Here is a 15,336-nt window from a genome sequence, read left to right as displayed (position 1 = left end):
TTGTTTTGAGATAATTTAAAATTTTATTAGATATAAATTTTAATGGTTTATTTGAATATGAAATTAGTTACTGAAAACTTCCTTCTGGCAATATCTATTTTTTTTATTGGAACTTTATTGTCGATAATAATTTCAAAAGTTTCAAAAATATTTTTTAAAAAGATTTCCAAAAGAACAAAAACAAATTTCGATGATTTTATTTTTGAGGTGATCTCTGGAATTATAAAACCTATAGGTTTCCTCCTATCATTTTATTTTTCAATTGACTATTTTTTTTCTGATGAAATAACTTTCATCTCTGTATTATTGAATATTTTGAAATTATTTATATTAATAATCATCATAAAAGCTCTCAACAAAGTTTTAATAAGATCTTTAACAGAATCGACCTCGAAAATTAATGATTCCTCAATTAGTTCGATGGTATCTTCACTAACTCCATTGATAAAAGCATTAACATGGACTATTGGCTCAATTTTTTTCCTACAAAATATAGGTGTTCAAATGACTGCTATTTGGGCTTTGCTAAGTGCAGGAGGTATTGGAGCAGGATTAGCTTTGAAAGATCCAGTTCAGGAGTTCTTTGAATATATAACAATTTTGCTTGATAAACCTTTTCAAAAAGGTGAGTTTATAAAATCTGATGGAGTCCTCGGAATGGTTGAGAGAGTGGGAGTACGATCATCAAGGATAAGAAGTATTAATGGAGAAGTAATAGTAATGAGCAATAGCGCCCTAACAAATGGAATAATTTCAAATTACGCACAAATGGAAAAAAGAAGGTTAGTGCATAAATTGGGGGTTGTTTATGAAACCTCTCCAAAACTTATGAAATTGATTCCAATAATAATTAAAAAAATAGTTGAAGAGACAAAAGATGCTTCTTTTGATAGATGTCATTTCACAGATTTCGGCGACTTCAGTCTTAATTTCGAACTTGTTTATTACATCCCAACAAATAATTATCTCGCCGCAATGGAAGCTCAACAATCTATAAATTTAAGAATTATTGAGGAATTTGCGGTTAATAATATAGAGTTTGCATTCCCAACTCAAACCTTAAATATTGAAAGTAACAAAGCCAAATGATCTACAAATCTCTTCACTTAAAATCCAGAGTTTTGAAGCCAACTCAGAATTATTTGCCTCATCACTAACCCTACTTTCAACTAATTTATGTTTTTTAAAAGATATAAGTTTATTACTTAAATGAACGTAACCAATATTATTTAAATTTGAATCAAAAACAATTTCAGAAAGTATCCTACCAGCATTTTCTATACTTTCAGAAATTCCAAAAATATTTTTTGCAGCTTTAGAAAAAATTAAATATCCAAAGGGATTAAAACGCTTACTATATCTAAAAAAACCAAGATCATCATTTGGTATTACTAGACCAGGCGCCCAAGTAATTACAGAAATTTTACTAGAGGAAATTTTTAATTTTTTTTCAAGTTCTTTAGCAAACAAAATATTACATAACTTACTATTTTTATAAGCTTCATCAGCATTAAAATTTAAAAATTGCCCAGTTACTTTTTTTCTTAAATTAACAAGGTTATTAAGTCCCGCTTTCCTTCCTATATTGCCACCTGAACTTTTGGGGTCGTGTACATCTGATGATGTAATAATGATTCTAGATTCTGCTTTATCTCTAATAAAATCTTTTAGGACATTTACCAAGCAAAAATGTGCAAGATGATTTACTGCAAAAGTTAGTTCTATACCTTGTTTTGAAACTTTAGGGTAAAAAGACCCTGTATATTGCAATCCTGCATTTAAAACAAGAACATCTAAAAAAATCTTTTTACTAATAAAGTGATCTTTAATTATTTTAATATTCTCTAAATCTGAAAGATCACAATTTTCAATAATATTTAAAAATTTACTAAGGTAATTTTTATCAAAATATTTCTCGATTTTTCTGAGAAATTCATTCTTGCTAAATTCGTTTTTTATTACAACATATAAAATATTTTTCGTCTTCAGTAAATTAATAATGGCAAAAAACCCTATTCCTGAATTACCTCCAGTAATTAAAATATTTTTATTTTTAATCATTTAAATTCCTATATTTTTTTTATGATAAAAAATAAATAAAGTTTTTTTTATTTTGTAATCTTATAAATTATTGTTAAAACACCGAAAGCTTAGTCACTAGTATTTGAGTAATTTTATTATTATTAATCTACTCTCATTATAAGTATTGGATGAATAATATAATTCTAGGCCCAGAAGTACTAATTTGTTCCATAAATTTCTTTAATCATAAGATTTATATTTAATGTCAAAAGAAAATATGACAGATGTTCTTGTTTTGGGTGCAGGGCCTGCAGGTATGGCTATTGCCTCAGCTTTAGGGAAGGAAAAATTAGATGTTGAAGTGCTTTCTCCAAATGGACCAGATGAACCTTGGCCAAATACATATGGCATTTGGGGGAAAGAAGTTGATCAACTCGGGCTTCAGGATTTACTTGAATATAGATGGAAGAATACTGTAAGTTTTTTTGGGCATGGCGCTTTAGAAGAGCAGGACGACGAGAATAAGGCCACGGAACATTCACTAGATTATGGACTATTTGATAAGAAGAAACTCCACAATTATTGGTTTAACGAATGCAATAAGTCTTTTATTAAATGGCATCAAGGCTTTGCAAACAAAATACATTTTGAAAAATACAAAAGTACAGTAACTACAAAAGATGGCAAAACTTTCTCTGCAAGATTAGTAGTAGATGCAACAGGGTATGATCCTGTTTTTCTTAAATTAAAATCCTGTGGTCCCTTAGCAGTCCAGACTTGTTATGGGATAGTAGGTAATTTTAGTAAACCTCCACTTAAGAAAGGGCAGTTTGTATTGATGGACTATAGAAATGATCATCTTAACGATGAGCAAAAAAAAGAACCGCCAACTTTTCTTTATGCCATGGATATGGGGGATGGGAAATATTTTCTTGAAGAGACATCTCTTGGTTTGGTAAATCCTCTAACAATGGAAAATTTAAAAGAGAGACTAGAGAAGAGGCTTTCTTATCGAAATATATCAATCACAAGCATGCAGCACGAAGAGCTTGGCTTATTTCTTCCTATGAATATGCCAATCCCTGATTTCAAACAACAAATACTTGGATATGGTGGTGCTGCTTCAATGGTACATCCTGCATCTGGATATTTAATTGGTAATGTTTTAAGAAGAGCTCCACTTGTCGCAAAGGCAGTCTCAGAAGCAATTAAGAACAAAAATCTAAGTACCTATCATATTGCTAGAAAAGGTTGGGAAACTTTATGGTCAAAAGAATTAATTAGGAAGAAATCACTTTACCAATTTGGATTAGAAAAACTCATGAGGTTTGATGAGAAACTATTGAGAGAATTTTTTGGCAGTTTTTTCCAACTACCTAAAAATCAATGGTATGGTTTTCTAACTGATACTCTTTCTTTAAAAGAGATTGTATATGCTATGTGCGTAATGTTTATAAAGGCTCCATGGAGTGTAAAGAAAGGTCTTATGATTATGCATGGAAGAGAATTTAAAATGTTACTTAGGATAATATTTCCAAACATATAGTTAAAAAATGAGAACCATATTAATTAGTGGAGCCAGTAGAGGAATTGGACTAAAAATTGCACATAAAGCATTAAAAGAAGGCAATAGAATTAGTGTTGGCATTAGAGATTTAGAATCATTAAAAGGAAGCGCTATTGATCCAAAAAAATGGCCAGAAGGGAAAATTATAATCAACCACTATGATGCTTTAAAAAAAATTACAGCCAAAAATTGGATAAAAAATACCGTAGATGAATTTGGAGGATTTGATTCAGTAATAAATTGTTCTGGAGTATTATCGAAAGTTCCTTTCTTATACAAAGATGGTGATGAAGAAGATATTTTAAATACATTAAATATCAATTTTTTAGCAATTTGGCATTTATGTAGGCTTTCTTGGGATCATTTATGTACCTCTGGAAGAGGAAGAATTATTGTTTTGGTTTCAATGAGTGGAAAAAGATCCAAAGGTGATTTAGCCGCTTATTCTTCTTCAAAGTTTGCTTTGATGGGATTATGCCAAACTATGAAAAATAAAGGTTGGGATAAAAATATAAGGATTTCTGCAATTTGCCCAAGCTGGGTTAATACAAAAATGGCCCAAAATATCTCTTCTTTAGACAAATCAAGCATGACACAACCTGAAGATATTGCTGAAATATGCTCAACTATTCTTAAGTTACCTACCCAATCAGTTCCATTTGAAATTGCCTTAAATTGTAACTATGAAATTTAACCTAAATTAAAAATTAAGTAAGCTATTGAAAGCATTGCAATTGCAATAAATAAACCTTTTATTCGATTAGTAAACAATGAAAAAAGAGATAAATCTTCAGAAAAGTATCCGCCAAAACTACCTGTTATAAATAATATAACCATTGGTAGAGATGCCATTCCGAAAGAATAAGAAATAGATCTTACAAATCCAAAATTTAAATAATTAAAAATAAAAGAACCTAATGAAAACAATAAAAAAGATGCAAATAGAGTTATAGAAACTTCAGCATCTAAAGTGTGCGGTAAGCTACCCTTTAATTCAAATTGCTTTTTACATTCTTTAATTTGTCTTTTAGAAAGCTTTAAATAACCAGTTTCAGGAATTCTTTGCGACTTATATTTTCTTAATAGTCTTGCTTCAAGAGTTTCTGGCTCCTTAGTCATAATTGATGTTAGTAATTCATCTGGCTTTAATTTTTTAATTTTCTTTTCAAGATTATCCGTTTTCCCAATCCTATAAAGGTCTCCTACTCTAATAAGATAAACATATCCCGACATTTGCCTTGTAAAATTAAAACTGTTCCTACTTAGATAATACTAAAAGAATTAGGGAAATTAAAAGTTTTTACAATATGAAAAACGATATTTTATATTCATTTCGAAGATGTCCATATGCAATTCGTGCAAGATGGGCCCTGTTAATTTGCGAAATAAAAGTTGAGATAAGAGAAATTAATTTAAAAAATAAACCTCTAGATTTTTTAAATAATTCAAAGACGAAAACGGTTCCGATTCTTATAAAAAAAAATAGTGAAGTTATTGAAGAAAGTCTTGAAATCATCCTGTGGGCTCTCTCAGAGTCGAAAAAGGAAAACATCAAATTAATGTATTTCCCTGAGAACAAAAAGGAAGATATTTTGGAAATAATTAATGAAAACGATAACGAATTCAAATATCATTTAGATCGATTTAAATATGCCACAAGATATAAAGATAGTGATGAAGAATTTCATTTCACAAATGCTATTAAATTTATAAAGAGATGGAACGAACTACTTACAGAAAACAAATATTTTTTTGGAGATAGCCCCACAATCGCTGATTGGTCTGTTTGGCCTTTTGTAAGACAATTTAGAATCGCTTGTGAAAGTCAAAAAAGGATAAATTATTTTGAACCCTCTATAAAAAACTGGTTAGATTCATTTGAGAAAAATAAAGAATTTAAACCCTTAATGTATAAATACGAATTGTGGGAACCATATTATAGAAAGAATTATTTTCCTTTTAATTAACTTTCTAACAACTTCCTTTTTTCAATTATTCTTGCTAACTCCAAAAAATATCCTGCAGTCCTAAATTTTCCAATATTTTTTTCCTTAAAATCAAGATCGCTTCTAATTTCTGCAGTCTCCGCCATTAGCAAATCTAAATCATTTGATCCAAGACTATACAATTCTCCTAGTTCTATTTCTCTTCCGAGTAAATGACTCCTAAACCACTTCCCTTTATTTTCTTGAGGTGGAATATCGTAGGGAGTAAATGACATTAAAATAAAATTTAGGATAATACTATTCTAGGGTTCTTATTGAAACTTTTTCATCTCTACCTTATTAAAAATCAATGCAATAAAAAGAATTGCGAATGTAATTAGGGCACAAATTTCTGTCCAATAATCTAACCCAATTTTAGAAATCATTAATGGTGCAAGAACTGTAAATAGTCCCCCAGAGAGAATTAACTGAGCGAAAAGCTGTTTTGACGTAAAAATTGGTAAAGTTTTAGAAATATTTTTAGGATCTGCAAGCCTTAAAAGAAGTAACCCAGAAGCTACTACACCTGTAGAATTTCCAAACTCTATCAAGCTTTTTTCAAACCAATAATCATCAAAAATAAAGTATGCGAAATAAGCAATGCAGATTAAATTCCAAAATAAACCGAAAATAGTAAACACTAAAATAAGTATCCAATTATCAAAAACAACTGCGATATCTAAACTTGCCATAGCTGTAAAAATCAACAAATCTGTGGATAAAATACCAATCTCCCTTTGCAGAATATTTGAAATAAATTCTGTATTTTTGGTTTTCTCTAAAATATATCTTATAAGAAGCGAACCTATAAGGATAAAAGGGAATACTGGTAGTGAAAAAATAATTTCCTTCGAAAAATCTCCAAAAGAACTTGAAACATACCTTAAAAATCTAAGTAGCAAAATACCAAAAGAAATTGCCAAACCAGAGAATCCAAGATTTATTATAAAAATTCTTAAATCTGCAAAAATTCCTATATTATTTTTTCCCTTAAGAGTATCTTTTTGTTCAAGAATTTCCTCAGTATCTGAAAGACCTAAAGTTCTACCAAGGAAGATGAATATGCTACCCAATATTGAAGAGGATAAAAGACCCATTGTTGCCATAGCCAAACCAAGATCTAAACCATTTGGGAAACCTAGTTTATTAAAACTTTCACCGATTATTGATGCAGCTCCATGACCGCCCTCAAAACCTACCTCTATTAAACAACCCATTAGAGGATTTGCGTCCATAGATGGAGGCAGAAAATATTTAACAACAAGGCCTCCGATAAAAAATTGTCCGAAACCTAGTGAAAGAGCTAATAGAAATTGATTAAAAATCGGTTTAACTAAACCATTTATATTCGGTATAGGTCTTCCCATCATTAAAGTTGCGAAGACTAATGATAAAAGAGGAGTAGGAAAATTACTCCAAACATTTATTGTTTCCTTTGGTAAAAAGTGTATCGCACCAAATGGGCCTATAAATATACCTAAAATTCCTGATATGACTGCTATCGGCAATCCAAATCTCTCGAGTTGAACAGCTAGTTTAAATTTCCTTCCAAAAATCAACAAAAAAAATATAATTAACAATCCCAAAAAACTTATCAATAGAGAATTTGAAAAAATATCTTTGTTCTGTATCGAAAAAATATTCAATGATTTCAAAAACATATAATTCTAAATCTAAATTAATAATCAATATTTTTCAAATAAAAAAGGCTCCTTTAGGAGGAGCCTTTTTGATATTGGTAAGAAATTTTGAAAATTAATCTTTAAGAGTAACTGTTGCACTATCAATATTACTGATAGCATTTGTAACTCTCTTGAAATCAAAGCCTAGTGCTCTTAAAGCATGCCATAAATGACCTTGAATAAAGAAGAATCCAAAATAGTAATGAACATTAGCTAACCATGCCCTTGAAGTGTACTCACCATCAGGAAGATCAACAGTATCTACCCAATAAGGAGAAATACTAAACTTCAATTCAAGTGGTTCACCAAAGAATTCAGTTGGATAAACTGTTGTGTTAGCTGCACTCCAGAAGGCTGCAATAATAGCCATCCAGCCTATTCCAGCTAGTGACCATGAGAGAACAGCTTCCGCAGAGAGAAGTCCTTTACCTTTAAATTTGGTATATTCACCAACTTGCTTAGTAGCAATATGCCAAGCACCACCAGTGATCTCAACGAAAGCAAGAAAAGCATGGCCTCCCATTACTTCTTCAAGGCTATCAATAGTCAAAAAGTCTGTTTGGTGATTCCAAATTTTGGCCAAATTTAATTCGTACTCAACCTGTCTTACAGAACCAATAGCTGGATCATAAATTCCATGAACCCTTGCCCATTCAACAAAAGCAATAACTGCGAAACCAAGAATAATTAAATGGTGACCAAGAATAAATGTCAATTTGTCTGGATTATCCCATTCAATATTGAATTTTCTAGCTCTTGCTACATCAGAATCTTCTAGATTTCCAGGAAGAAGTAAAGAGTGTAAAAGTCCTCCGGCGGCTAAAACCATAGAAGAGACTAAGTGGACTATAGCTATCGCTAAAACAGGTTTAGTATCTCCCATCGCAACACCATTAGCATCAAACCCTATTCCAAGAGTTGCTAAGTGAGGAAGAACGATTAGAGGTTGATGACCCATTGGGACGCTTGGGTCAAATCGTGAAAGTTCAAAAAGGGTGAATGCACCCGCCCAGAAAACAATTAATCCTGCATGAGCTACATGAGCAGCAATGAATTTTCCTGAGCGATTTGCTACACCTGAATTACCAGCCCACCATCCATAGGTAGTATCTGGATTTCCATAGGTTTGCATTTAGGAATTGATTAGCTTAAACGTTTTGAGAATACTTTATATTTCACCAAACAGTTGAATTCATAACAAAATTGTAAAGGTTAGTAATCCTAACTATTACTAAACAAAAATTGTTCGTAGGGCAAGACAAGAGTAAAGAAGGTAGATTTAATGAAGAAAAATTATTCTCAGAGATATAAGTTTTATCAAATAAATCAGTATTTTTAAATTCAAATAAGTTAAATAAATTTTATTTTGCTGACATTAAACGATGTTTTGTTTCATTACACCGTGGTGGTTATTGCCTCATTTTCAAACAATTATTAAATATGGGATAAGACATCTAATATTATGACTACTTCTCAAGAGTCTTCTAGAAAAATTTCACTAGAAATGAAATCTGAAGTTCATTACAAAAAGGCTGCGAAATCTTACAGAAAATCGAAACAATATATAAATATGATTAACTTATATCCAACTTTGCAAAACACTCTTATTGAGTGTAGGGATGAGAATCTAATCGAATAAATTTTTTATATTTTCCCAAATAAACAGGATAATATCATTTTTAGGCTGCAATATTATAGTGTTCTTCAGAATAAAATTTATTAATAATTTCTCTGCACATTTTTATATTATAAAGCGCTTTGGGTTTCCAAGGTTTTTTCTGACCAAGTGGAGAGCTTTTCCAATGAATCCCAGGCTTAAGTATTCCATTTTCACGTAAAAAAGAAAGTTTAATTTCAGTTATTCCCAGCTTTTCCGAGGTCAACTCAGATGAGCTCCACATATCCCCTAACATTGAATTGAGTAAATATTATTAATCCTTGATAACGTTAATTTTATTTTTTTGAAAGGGGTAAAACTTTTAAATAATTATTAAGTCACAAAAAAACTAGTATTTGCAAAGAAAAGAGATTTCAAAGATTTATATCTAATTAAGAAATATTAAATAAAGAATCTTCATTAATGAATATCTCATCCATGCCTTTTCCTTTATTGATGGATTTATAGTTAGCGTATTCTTCTGTAATCGATTGATGCCTTGAAAGATTGATCCAACCCTTGTGCCAATTTCCACTATTTATTAATTCTTCATAATTAGTTTTTAAGTTGATTTCAGAATCAAGGACGGAAACCATTAAAAAACTAATATTTCCTTTTTCTTTAGTCTCATTTACTAAAACAAAATGTCTTAATCCTTTTATGGTTTTATTAGAAGTCCAGTAATTTTCCATAATTATTTTTTCTTAATGTTCTCCTCAGAATTTTTTCTAGATATTTTCTTATATTCATTTCTAATTTCGTCTAATAAAAGTTTTCTTTTATCCATGTAGTTAAGAGAATCTTGTTTTGTTAAGTTATATCTTTCTTTTTTAGTTAAATTCATCCAATTATTAAGATTCTTTTTATTGAAAGTTGTTATTTTTTTAGAATTAAAAACTTTTTGTTTTCTAATTAATTTAAGAAAATTCCTTAAATTAAAAAAAATAAATATTAAAAGAAAAATTATCACTATCTTCAAGAACATCACTTTACATGTAAGTTATTGTTTATCCAATTTTCTAATTTAATATCATTTTCAAAAGATATAACCTCCTCTTCATTACCATTACCTGATTGATCAAAGAGCCTTATAATAAATTCCCCATTAACTGCCTCATCATCACCAATCACAATAATACTTTTAGATTTAAGTTTATTTGCCTTTTTAAATTGCTTAGAGAATGAGGCTCCGCTTAAATCTAACTCAACTAACAAATCGTAATTTCTTAATTTTCTAGATAAATCCATTGCTAATGATTCAGCAATTAAGCCTTGATTAATGATGTAAATATCAGTATTTCTTGGAATTTCAAGCTCTTTTCCTGCGAGTAAAATTAATCTTTCTAAACCAATAGCGAAACCAATTGCAGGAGTGTTTGGCCCTCCCATTTGTTTTATTAAATCGTCGTATCTCCCTCCTCCGCAAACTGTGGCTTGGGAGCCCAGAGCTCCACTAGTAATTTCAAAAGCTGTATGAGTGTAGTAATCTAAACCTCTTACAAGATTAAAATTTTCTACATAAGGTATTTTTAAAACCTCTAATTGTCTTTTTAAGTCTAAATATCTGTTATAACTTTTTTCAGATAAAAAATTAAATAATCTTGGTGCATTTTCAAGAACTTTTTTAGTTTGAATATTCTTTGAGTCCAAAATCCTTAAGGGATTTTTATTAATTCTGTTCTGAGAATCTAAATCTAGAGAATTTTTATTTGTTTCTAACCATTTTAAAAAAGATTTTTGAAAATTTGACCTGTCATTTTTATCACCTAATGTATTTATTTCAAGATTGAGTTCTTTTATTCCTAATTTACCTAAGATATCCCAAGCTAACGCAATAATTTCAACATCACTTCTAACTGAATCATATCCTATAAACTCAACACCTAATTGATGAAACTGTCTTTGCCTGCCTGCTTGAGGTCTTTCGTATCGAAACATAGGACCCATGTACCAAAGTTTTTGAAGCGGATTAGACGATATTCCATTTTGTATTAACGCTCGTGCGACTGAGGCTGTTCCTTCAGGTCTTAGAGTGCAGGATCTCTCCCCCCTATCAAGAAATGAATACATTTCCTTACTGACAACATCTGTCCCTTCACCAATCCCTCTTATAAATAATTCGGTCATTTCCAATATTGGTGTTCTTATTTCTTTGATGGATGCCCTTGAAAGCTGTTCTAATAAAATTTTTTCAACGTTTTGCCACTTTATTAATTGATCAGGAAATAGGTCTACTGTTCCTCTTAGGTTTTTTAAGTTATTCAAAGTTCTAAAAAATAATTCAAAATTTTTAATTCATCTAGAAATTAATCTTTGATTGGTTATTTTGTGAGACAATTTTAATTTAACATTTAGAAAAACTATTGGGAATTAAAAAAAGTAAAGAGAATCAACATTGCGGTACAAAACCCAAAAAAATTGCTTTTGGAATAGCACCTCTTGGTATAGTTTCAATAGGAATAGTGCCAATGGGAGTAATAAGTATAGGGGTAGTCCCAATGGGTGTATTTTCTTTTGGTGCAGTTGCAATGGGAATAGTCAATTTATCAGTAGTCGGGATGGGAATTATCTCTGCAGGTGTTACTACTATGGGGATATGGGAGTATTCACCTAATTCTCATAAAAATCATCATAATCATTCCAAACAAATTTCAAATTCAAATAAGGAAAATATGATGTCAGATCTATTTAACACTAAACAAGAGGCTGAAAAAGCTGCTTCAAAATACGGATGTACTGGAGCACATAAAATGGGTAATAAATGGATGCCTTGTAAGATGCACTAAATATTTTCTAAGTAAAAAATTAAAAAAATATTAATTCAAAATCTCAACTCTAAAATCAAGATTTTTTGCCTCATCAGTAGTTAATTTTCTTGACCAAGCTCCTTGCACAGGACTATTCCATCTAAACCCAGCATTTTTAGCTAAAGACCTATCTTCATAACTAACCAAAGCCTTGTATAAAAACCTCGGTTCAGTAGCTTTAAGTAAAAGTTCCTCTAAGTTGTCGCATTTTTTAAAGACCTCAGATATATAAATGCAATCAGATAAAGCTCTATGTAAATTCCAAACTGGTATTGAAAAAGATAAGGCTAGATCAGTTACTGAAGGTCTTGTTTTTAGTGATTTTTGAAAAGACCAATTAATATCCTCTAAACTACATATCCATTTCTTATTAAGCTTAGGCAATCTTCCTTTCCCAAACCATTTCTTATCAAACTCCGCATTATGAGCAACGATGAAATCTGAAGAATCAACAAGTTTTAGAAAGAAATTCAATCCATCTTCCCATGGTTGAGAGATATTAGTTACTTCTGCAGATATACCATTTACATATTCGGCTTCATTATTATTAGTTGGAAATAAAAAAGAAACTTGTGAGAGTACACATTTAAAAGATACATCAAATAAAATACAACCTATTTCTATCACTTCATCTTTATTTTCGTCTAAACCTGTTGTTTCAGTATCAAGAATTAAAATTTTTTCAATTTTTTTATTTTTATTCTTTACTCTCTCTTCAGAGGGATTTGTGTTTATTTGTTTATGAAGAAAATCCAATTGATTTAATTCTTTTTTGTTAAATAGTTCCAATTAACTCAATATACTTTCATTTATCTTGACGCATTTAAAAAATATTTCTTTTAAATTAATATAAATTTAAAAAAAGGCTAGAAAATATTTTTTGAAACATTTTTAGTTTATGAAAGATGACTTTTACAAAATTTCAATTTAACAATTTCTGTTATTGGCCTTCAAATCCAAAAAAAATTATTGAATTTATTGGTGGAAGTTATTTAGCTTCTAAGCCAGATTTAACTTATAGAAGATTCATAGAGAGTTTAATTAATAAAAATTATGCAGTACATGCATATCAATACACACCACAATTTGATCACCAACAACTTGCTATCAAAGCATGGAAAGATTTTAAGAATTGCCGAATATCTTTATCCAAGAGAATAGGGGCATCAATTCCTTCAATAAGAATTGGTCATAGCCTAGGTTGTAAACTTCATTTAATTTCTCCTGATGGCGGAAGAAATTGCGAAAAATTCATATCTATTAGTTTTAATAATTTTAGTGCTAACAAATCAATTCCATTATTGAGACAAATTTCTCAAAAATTAGAATTCAACAGTGAATTTAGCCCAAGTCCCGAAAGAACTTTGCGATTAATTGAAAAAACATATAGTCAAAAAAATAACTTCCTAATAAAATTCAACTCAGACGAATTAGATCAAACAGATAAATTATTTTCTTGTCTAAAAGCAAGAAAAGAAGATAATTCTAAGGGGATAATGCTAAAAGGTACACATACCATAATTGCAAGCGCAGGACTAAGAGAGAATTTTTTAGGAGACTGGGCCGATGATGAATTCAAAAGAAATACTATAAAAAAAATTTCTAATTTAATTGATGAATCTTAATTAGGATAATTCTTTCAATTTTTCCAAAACAGAACTATCTTCGAGAGTGCTTATATCCCCACTAATTTTTTCTCCAGCAGCCAAAGATCTCAAAATTCTCCTCATAATTTTTCCACTACGTGTTTTCGGAAGAGAATCAGAAATTATAATTTTTTCAGGTTTTGCGATAATTCCAATTTCATTAACAACATGTTTCTTTAGATTCTCTTCTAATTCTGAAGAACCTTTCACATCTTTCTCGAGAGATACAAAAGCAACTATAACTTCACCTTTTAAATCATCTTTTTTGCCAACGACTGCAGACTCTGCAACTGATTGATGACTTACCAAAGCAGATTCTATTTCCATTGTTCCTAACCGATGTCCTGAAACACTTATGACATCATCAACTCTTCCCATAATCCATATATATCCATCTTCATCAATACGTGCTCCATCTCCAGCAAAATAAACATTTTCTTCACCTTTAAAGGAAATATATTCCCAATAACTCTCCAAATATCTCTCTGAGTTTCCGTGAATTGTTCTCATCATTCCTGGCCATGGTTTCTTAATAATTAAATAGCCACCCTCATTCTCTTTAACCTTATTTCCATTCTTATCGACGATTTCAATTTCAATTCCTGGCAGAGGGAAAGTAGCTGAACCTGGTTTTGTAGCAACGACTCCAGGCAAGGGACTTATCATCACACCACCAGTCTCAGTTTGCCACCAAGTATCAACAATAGGGCATTTGTTATTACCAATAACATCTTTGTACCACATCCATGCTTCAGGATTAATTGGTTCTCCAACTGTTCCCAAGAGTCTAAGACTCTCAAGATTATATTTATCAGGGATTCCACGTCCTGACTTCATAAATGCTCTTATTGCAGTTGGTGCAGTATAAAAAATAGAAACCTTATATTTTTGAACAATTTCCCAAAAAGCCCCTAAATTTGAGGGTCTTGGCACTCCCTCATACATCAAGGTTGTAGCACCATTAGATAAAGGCCCATAAACTATATAACTATGTCCTGTAATCCAACCGACATCAGCAGTACACCAGTAAATGTCGTCATCTTTCAAATCAAAAATCCATTTAAATGTTAAATGGGACCAAAGATTGTAACCACCTGTTGTATGCACTACACCTTTGGGCTTTCCAGTAGAGCCTGATGTATAGAGAATAAAAAGTCTATCCTCGCTATTCATTACTTCTGGTTCGCACTGATCTTTTTGATCTTTTAATAATTCGTGCCACCATAAATCTCTATCATCAACCATCGAAATATTTTTTTTGGTTCGTTGAACAACTACTACTTTTTCAACAACTTTATCTGCCCCACTTTCAATGGCCGCATCAACTGCTTTCTTAAGTTCAATTACCTTATCTTTTCTAAAGCCACCATCAGCAGTAACAACAAATCTGGCGTTTCCATCAATTAACCTATCTTTTAACGCTTCTGAAGAAAATCCTCCAAAGACAACTGAATGAGGCGCGCCAATTCTTGCACAAGCTAACATCGCAAACATCGCTTCTGGAATCATGGGCATGTAAATACATACCAAATCTCCTTTTTTTACACCTATTGCTTTTAATGCATTAGCTGCTTTACATACCTCTTTAAGAAGTTCTTCGTAAGTATATTTTTTGCTATCTCCAGGTTCGCCTTCCCATATAAGTGCAGTTTTTCCTCCAAGCCCTCTCTTAATGTGTCTATCTAAGCAGTTGTATGTAATATTGAGTTTCCCTTCTTTGAACCATTCAAAAAAGGGCGCATTTTCGTTATCTAATACAGTTTGAAATGGCTCAAACCAATCTAATTCTGATTTTGCAAAAGATTCCCAAAATTGAATAGGATTATCTGATGCTTGTTTTCTTAGACTTAGTAATTCTTCTTGAGAACTAATATTTGAGTTTTCTGCAAATTTTTTTGATGGTGGGAAAATTCTCTTTTCTTCAAGTATGTTATTGATTGAATTTTTTTTATCTAATGACATTAAATAAA

General features: G+C 30.8%; 18 protein-coding genes. 7 read left to right on the top strand and 11 right to left on the bottom strand.

Annotated elements, in window-relative coordinates:
- Positions 1-57 precede the first annotated feature (57 nt).
- Positions 58-1,089 carry a mechanosensitive ion channel family protein gene (locus tag AMO19_RS06675; protein ID WP_075508052.1) on the top strand — a complete coding sequence of 344 codons (1,032 nt, stop codon included), beginning with the start codon at positions 58-60 and terminating at the stop codon, positions 1,087-1,089.
- Here the strand turns inward: AMO19_RS06675 and AMO19_RS06670 are convergent.
- The gene (locus tag AMO19_RS06670; protein ID WP_075507810.1) at positions 1,060-2,061 is read right to left on the bottom strand and encodes an SDR family NAD(P)-dependent oxidoreductase; all 1,002 of its coding nucleotides are present in this window, start codon (positions 2,059-2,061) and stop codon (positions 1,060-1,062) included. The two genes, AMO19_RS06675 and AMO19_RS06670, sit on opposite strands and share 30 nt — an antisense overlap.
- A gap of 223 nt (positions 2,062-2,284) precedes the next feature.
- Between AMO19_RS06670 and crtL the strand changes: the two genes are divergently transcribed.
- Positions 2,285-3,568, top strand: a complete 1,284-nt coding sequence (gene crtL / locus AMO19_RS06665) for a lycopene beta cyclase (protein WP_075507809.1) — start codon at positions 2,285-2,287, stop codon at positions 3,566-3,568.
- 7 nt (positions 3,569-3,575) lie between these two features.
- On the top strand, positions 3,576-4,283 hold the full coding sequence (locus tag AMO19_RS06660) for an SDR family NAD(P)-dependent oxidoreductase (RefSeq protein ID WP_075507808.1): 708 nt from the start codon (positions 3,576-3,578) through the stop codon (positions 4,281-4,283).
- Here the strand turns inward: AMO19_RS06660 and AMO19_RS06655 are convergent.
- Positions 4,280-4,822, bottom strand: a complete 543-nt coding sequence (locus tag AMO19_RS06655) for a GIY-YIG nuclease family protein (protein ID WP_075507807.1) — start codon at positions 4,820-4,822, stop codon at positions 4,280-4,282. The two genes, AMO19_RS06660 and AMO19_RS06655, sit on opposite strands and share 4 nt — an antisense overlap.
- A 74-nt stretch (positions 4,823-4,896) precedes the next feature.
- Between AMO19_RS06655 and AMO19_RS06650 the strand changes: the two genes are divergently transcribed.
- Positions 4,897-5,556: a glutathione S-transferase gene (locus AMO19_RS06650; protein ID WP_075507806.1), complete on the top strand. Its 660-nt coding sequence runs from the start codon at positions 4,897-4,899 to the stop codon at positions 5,554-5,556.
- Here AMO19_RS06650 and AMO19_RS06645 read toward each other — a convergent pair.
- The 3 genes from AMO19_RS06645 to AMO19_RS06635 form a co-directional block, all read right to left on the bottom strand.
- Entirely contained in the window at positions 5,553-5,810 is a 258-nt protein-coding gene (locus tag AMO19_RS06645; RefSeq protein ID WP_011862645.1) for a hypothetical protein, read from the bottom strand. The genes AMO19_RS06650 and AMO19_RS06645 overlap by 4 nt on opposite strands.
- 36 nt (positions 5,811-5,846) lie before the next feature.
- Positions 5,847-7,235 (bottom strand): sodium:solute symporter, encoded by a 1,389-nt coding sequence (locus AMO19_RS06640; RefSeq protein ID WP_075507805.1) that lies wholly within the window; start codon positions 7,233-7,235, stop codon positions 5,847-5,849.
- Positions 7,236-7,329: 94 nt separating this feature from the next.
- Complete coding sequence (locus AMO19_RS06635; RefSeq protein ID WP_011818131.1) at positions 7,330-8,388, bottom strand: chlorophyll a/b binding light-harvesting protein; 1,059 nt, start codon at positions 8,386-8,388, stop codon at positions 7,330-7,332.
- Positions 8,389-8,718: 330 nt separating this feature from the next.
- Here AMO19_RS06635 and AMO19_RS08570 point away from each other — a divergent pair, with 330 nt between their 5' ends.
- On the top strand, positions 8,719-8,895 hold the full coding sequence (locus tag AMO19_RS08570) for a hypothetical protein (protein ID WP_179850528.1): 177 nt from the start codon (positions 8,719-8,721) through the stop codon (positions 8,893-8,895).
- Between the two features lie 40 nt (positions 8,896-8,935).
- Here the strand turns inward: AMO19_RS08570 and AMO19_RS06630 are convergent, their stop codons facing one another.
- The 4 genes from AMO19_RS06630 to hisS all read right to left on the bottom strand — a co-directional run bounded on the left by AMO19_RS06630 (position 8,936) and on the right by hisS (position 11,178).
- Positions 8,936-9,169, bottom strand: coding sequence for a hypothetical protein (locus AMO19_RS06630; protein ID WP_075507804.1), 234 nt, complete (start codon positions 9,167-9,169; stop codon positions 8,936-8,938).
- A gap of 136 nt (positions 9,170-9,305) precedes the next feature.
- Complete coding sequence (locus AMO19_RS06625) at positions 9,306-9,605, bottom strand: TIGR02450 family Trp-rich protein (protein WP_075507803.1); 300 nt, start codon at positions 9,603-9,605, stop codon at positions 9,306-9,308.
- A gap of 2 nt (positions 9,606-9,607) precedes the next feature.
- Entirely contained in the window at positions 9,608-9,757 is a 150-nt protein-coding gene (locus AMO19_RS08795) for a hypothetical protein (RefSeq protein ID WP_257008973.1), read from the bottom strand.
- A gap of 140 nt (positions 9,758-9,897) precedes the next feature.
- The gene (gene hisS / locus AMO19_RS06615; RefSeq protein ID WP_075507801.1) at positions 9,898-11,178 is read right to left on the bottom strand and encodes a histidine--tRNA ligase; all 1,281 of its coding nucleotides are present in this window, start codon (positions 11,176-11,178) and stop codon (positions 9,898-9,900) included.
- A gap of 98 nt (positions 11,179-11,276) precedes the next feature.
- On the opposite strand from hisS, the gene AMO19_RS06610 reads away from it, so the two are divergent.
- Positions 11,277-11,699, top strand: a complete 423-nt coding sequence (locus tag AMO19_RS06610) for a hypothetical protein (RefSeq protein WP_075507800.1) — start codon at positions 11,277-11,279, stop codon at positions 11,697-11,699.
- A gap of 30 nt (positions 11,700-11,729) precedes the next feature.
- On the opposite strand, the gene AMO19_RS06605 is transcribed toward AMO19_RS06610, so the two are convergent.
- The gene (locus tag AMO19_RS06605) at positions 11,730-12,509 is read right to left on the bottom strand and encodes a 3'-5' exonuclease (protein ID WP_075507799.1); all 780 of its coding nucleotides are present in this window, start codon (positions 12,507-12,509) and stop codon (positions 11,730-11,732) included.
- Between the two features lie 116 nt (positions 12,510-12,625).
- Between AMO19_RS06605 and AMO19_RS06600 the strand changes: the two genes are divergently transcribed.
- Entirely contained in the window at positions 12,626-13,345 is a 720-nt protein-coding gene (locus tag AMO19_RS06600) for a DUF1350 family protein (RefSeq protein ID WP_075507798.1), read from the top strand.
- On the opposite strand, the gene acs is transcribed toward AMO19_RS06600, so the two are convergent.
- Entirely contained in the window at positions 13,346-15,328 is a 1,983-nt protein-coding gene (acs, locus tag AMO19_RS06595; protein ID WP_075507797.1) for an acetate--CoA ligase, read from the bottom strand.
- Positions 15,329-15,336: the final 8 nt, after the last annotated feature.

Source organism: Prochlorococcus marinus, assembly GCF_001180245.1.
GTDB classification, from domain to species: domain Bacteria; phylum Cyanobacteriota; class Cyanobacteriia; order PCC-6307; family Cyanobiaceae; genus Prochlorococcus_A; species Prochlorococcus_A marinus_F.
Note: the sequence above shows the minus strand (reverse complement) of the source record. Positions and strands in the feature narration are given on the sequence as shown.

Bases quoted from the DNA above. Each gene is read 5' to 3' on its own strand.
- crtL (WP_075507809.1), top strand. From the start codon at position 2,285: ATGTCAAAAGAAAATATGACAGATGTTCTTGTTTTGGGTGCAGGGCCT.
- AMO19_RS06600 (WP_075507798.1), top strand. From the start codon at position 12,626: ATGACTTTTACAAAATTTCAATTTAACAATTTCTGTTATTGGCCTTCA.
- AMO19_RS06630 (WP_075507804.1), bottom strand. From the start codon at position 9,169: ATGTTAGGGGATATGTGGAGCTCATCTGAGTTGACCTCGGAAAAGCTG.
- AMO19_RS06655 (WP_075507807.1), bottom strand. From the start codon at position 4,822: ATGTCGGGATATGTTTATCTTATTAGAGTAGGAGACCTTTATAGGATT.
- AMO19_RS06625 (WP_075507803.1), bottom strand. From the start codon at position 9,605: ATGGAAAATTACTGGACTTCTAATAAAACCATAAAAGGATTAAGACAT.
- AMO19_RS06650 (WP_075507806.1), top strand. From the start codon at position 4,897: ATGAAAAACGATATTTTATATTCATTTCGAAGATGTCCATATGCAATT.
- AMO19_RS06640 (WP_075507805.1), bottom strand. From the start codon at position 7,235: ATGTTTTTGAAATCATTGAATATTTTTTCGATACAGAACAAAGATATT.
- AMO19_RS08570 (WP_179850528.1), top strand. From the start codon at position 8,719: ATGACTACTTCTCAAGAGTCTTCTAGAAAAATTTCACTAGAAATGAAA.
- AMO19_RS06645 (WP_011862645.1), bottom strand. From the start codon at position 5,810: ATGTCATTTACTCCCTACGATATTCCACCTCAAGAAAATAAAGGGAAG.
- AMO19_RS06660 (WP_075507808.1), top strand. From the start codon at position 3,576: ATGAGAACCATATTAATTAGTGGAGCCAGTAGAGGAATTGGACTAAAA.
- AMO19_RS08795 (WP_257008973.1), bottom strand. From the start codon at position 9,757: ATGAATTTAACTAAAAAAGAAAGATATAACTTAACAAAACAAGATTCT.
- AMO19_RS06675 (WP_075508052.1), top strand. From the start codon at position 58: ATGAAATTAGTTACTGAAAACTTCCTTCTGGCAATATCTATTTTTTTT.
- AMO19_RS06670 (WP_075507810.1), bottom strand. From the start codon at position 2,061: ATGATTAAAAATAAAAATATTTTAATTACTGGAGGTAATTCAGGAATA.
- AMO19_RS06635 (WP_011818131.1), bottom strand. From the start codon at position 8,388: ATGCAAACCTATGGAAATCCAGATACTACCTATGGATGGTGGGCTGGT.
- acs (WP_075507797.1), bottom strand. From the start codon at position 15,328: ATGTCATTAGATAAAAAAAATTCAATCAATAACATACTTGAAGAAAAG.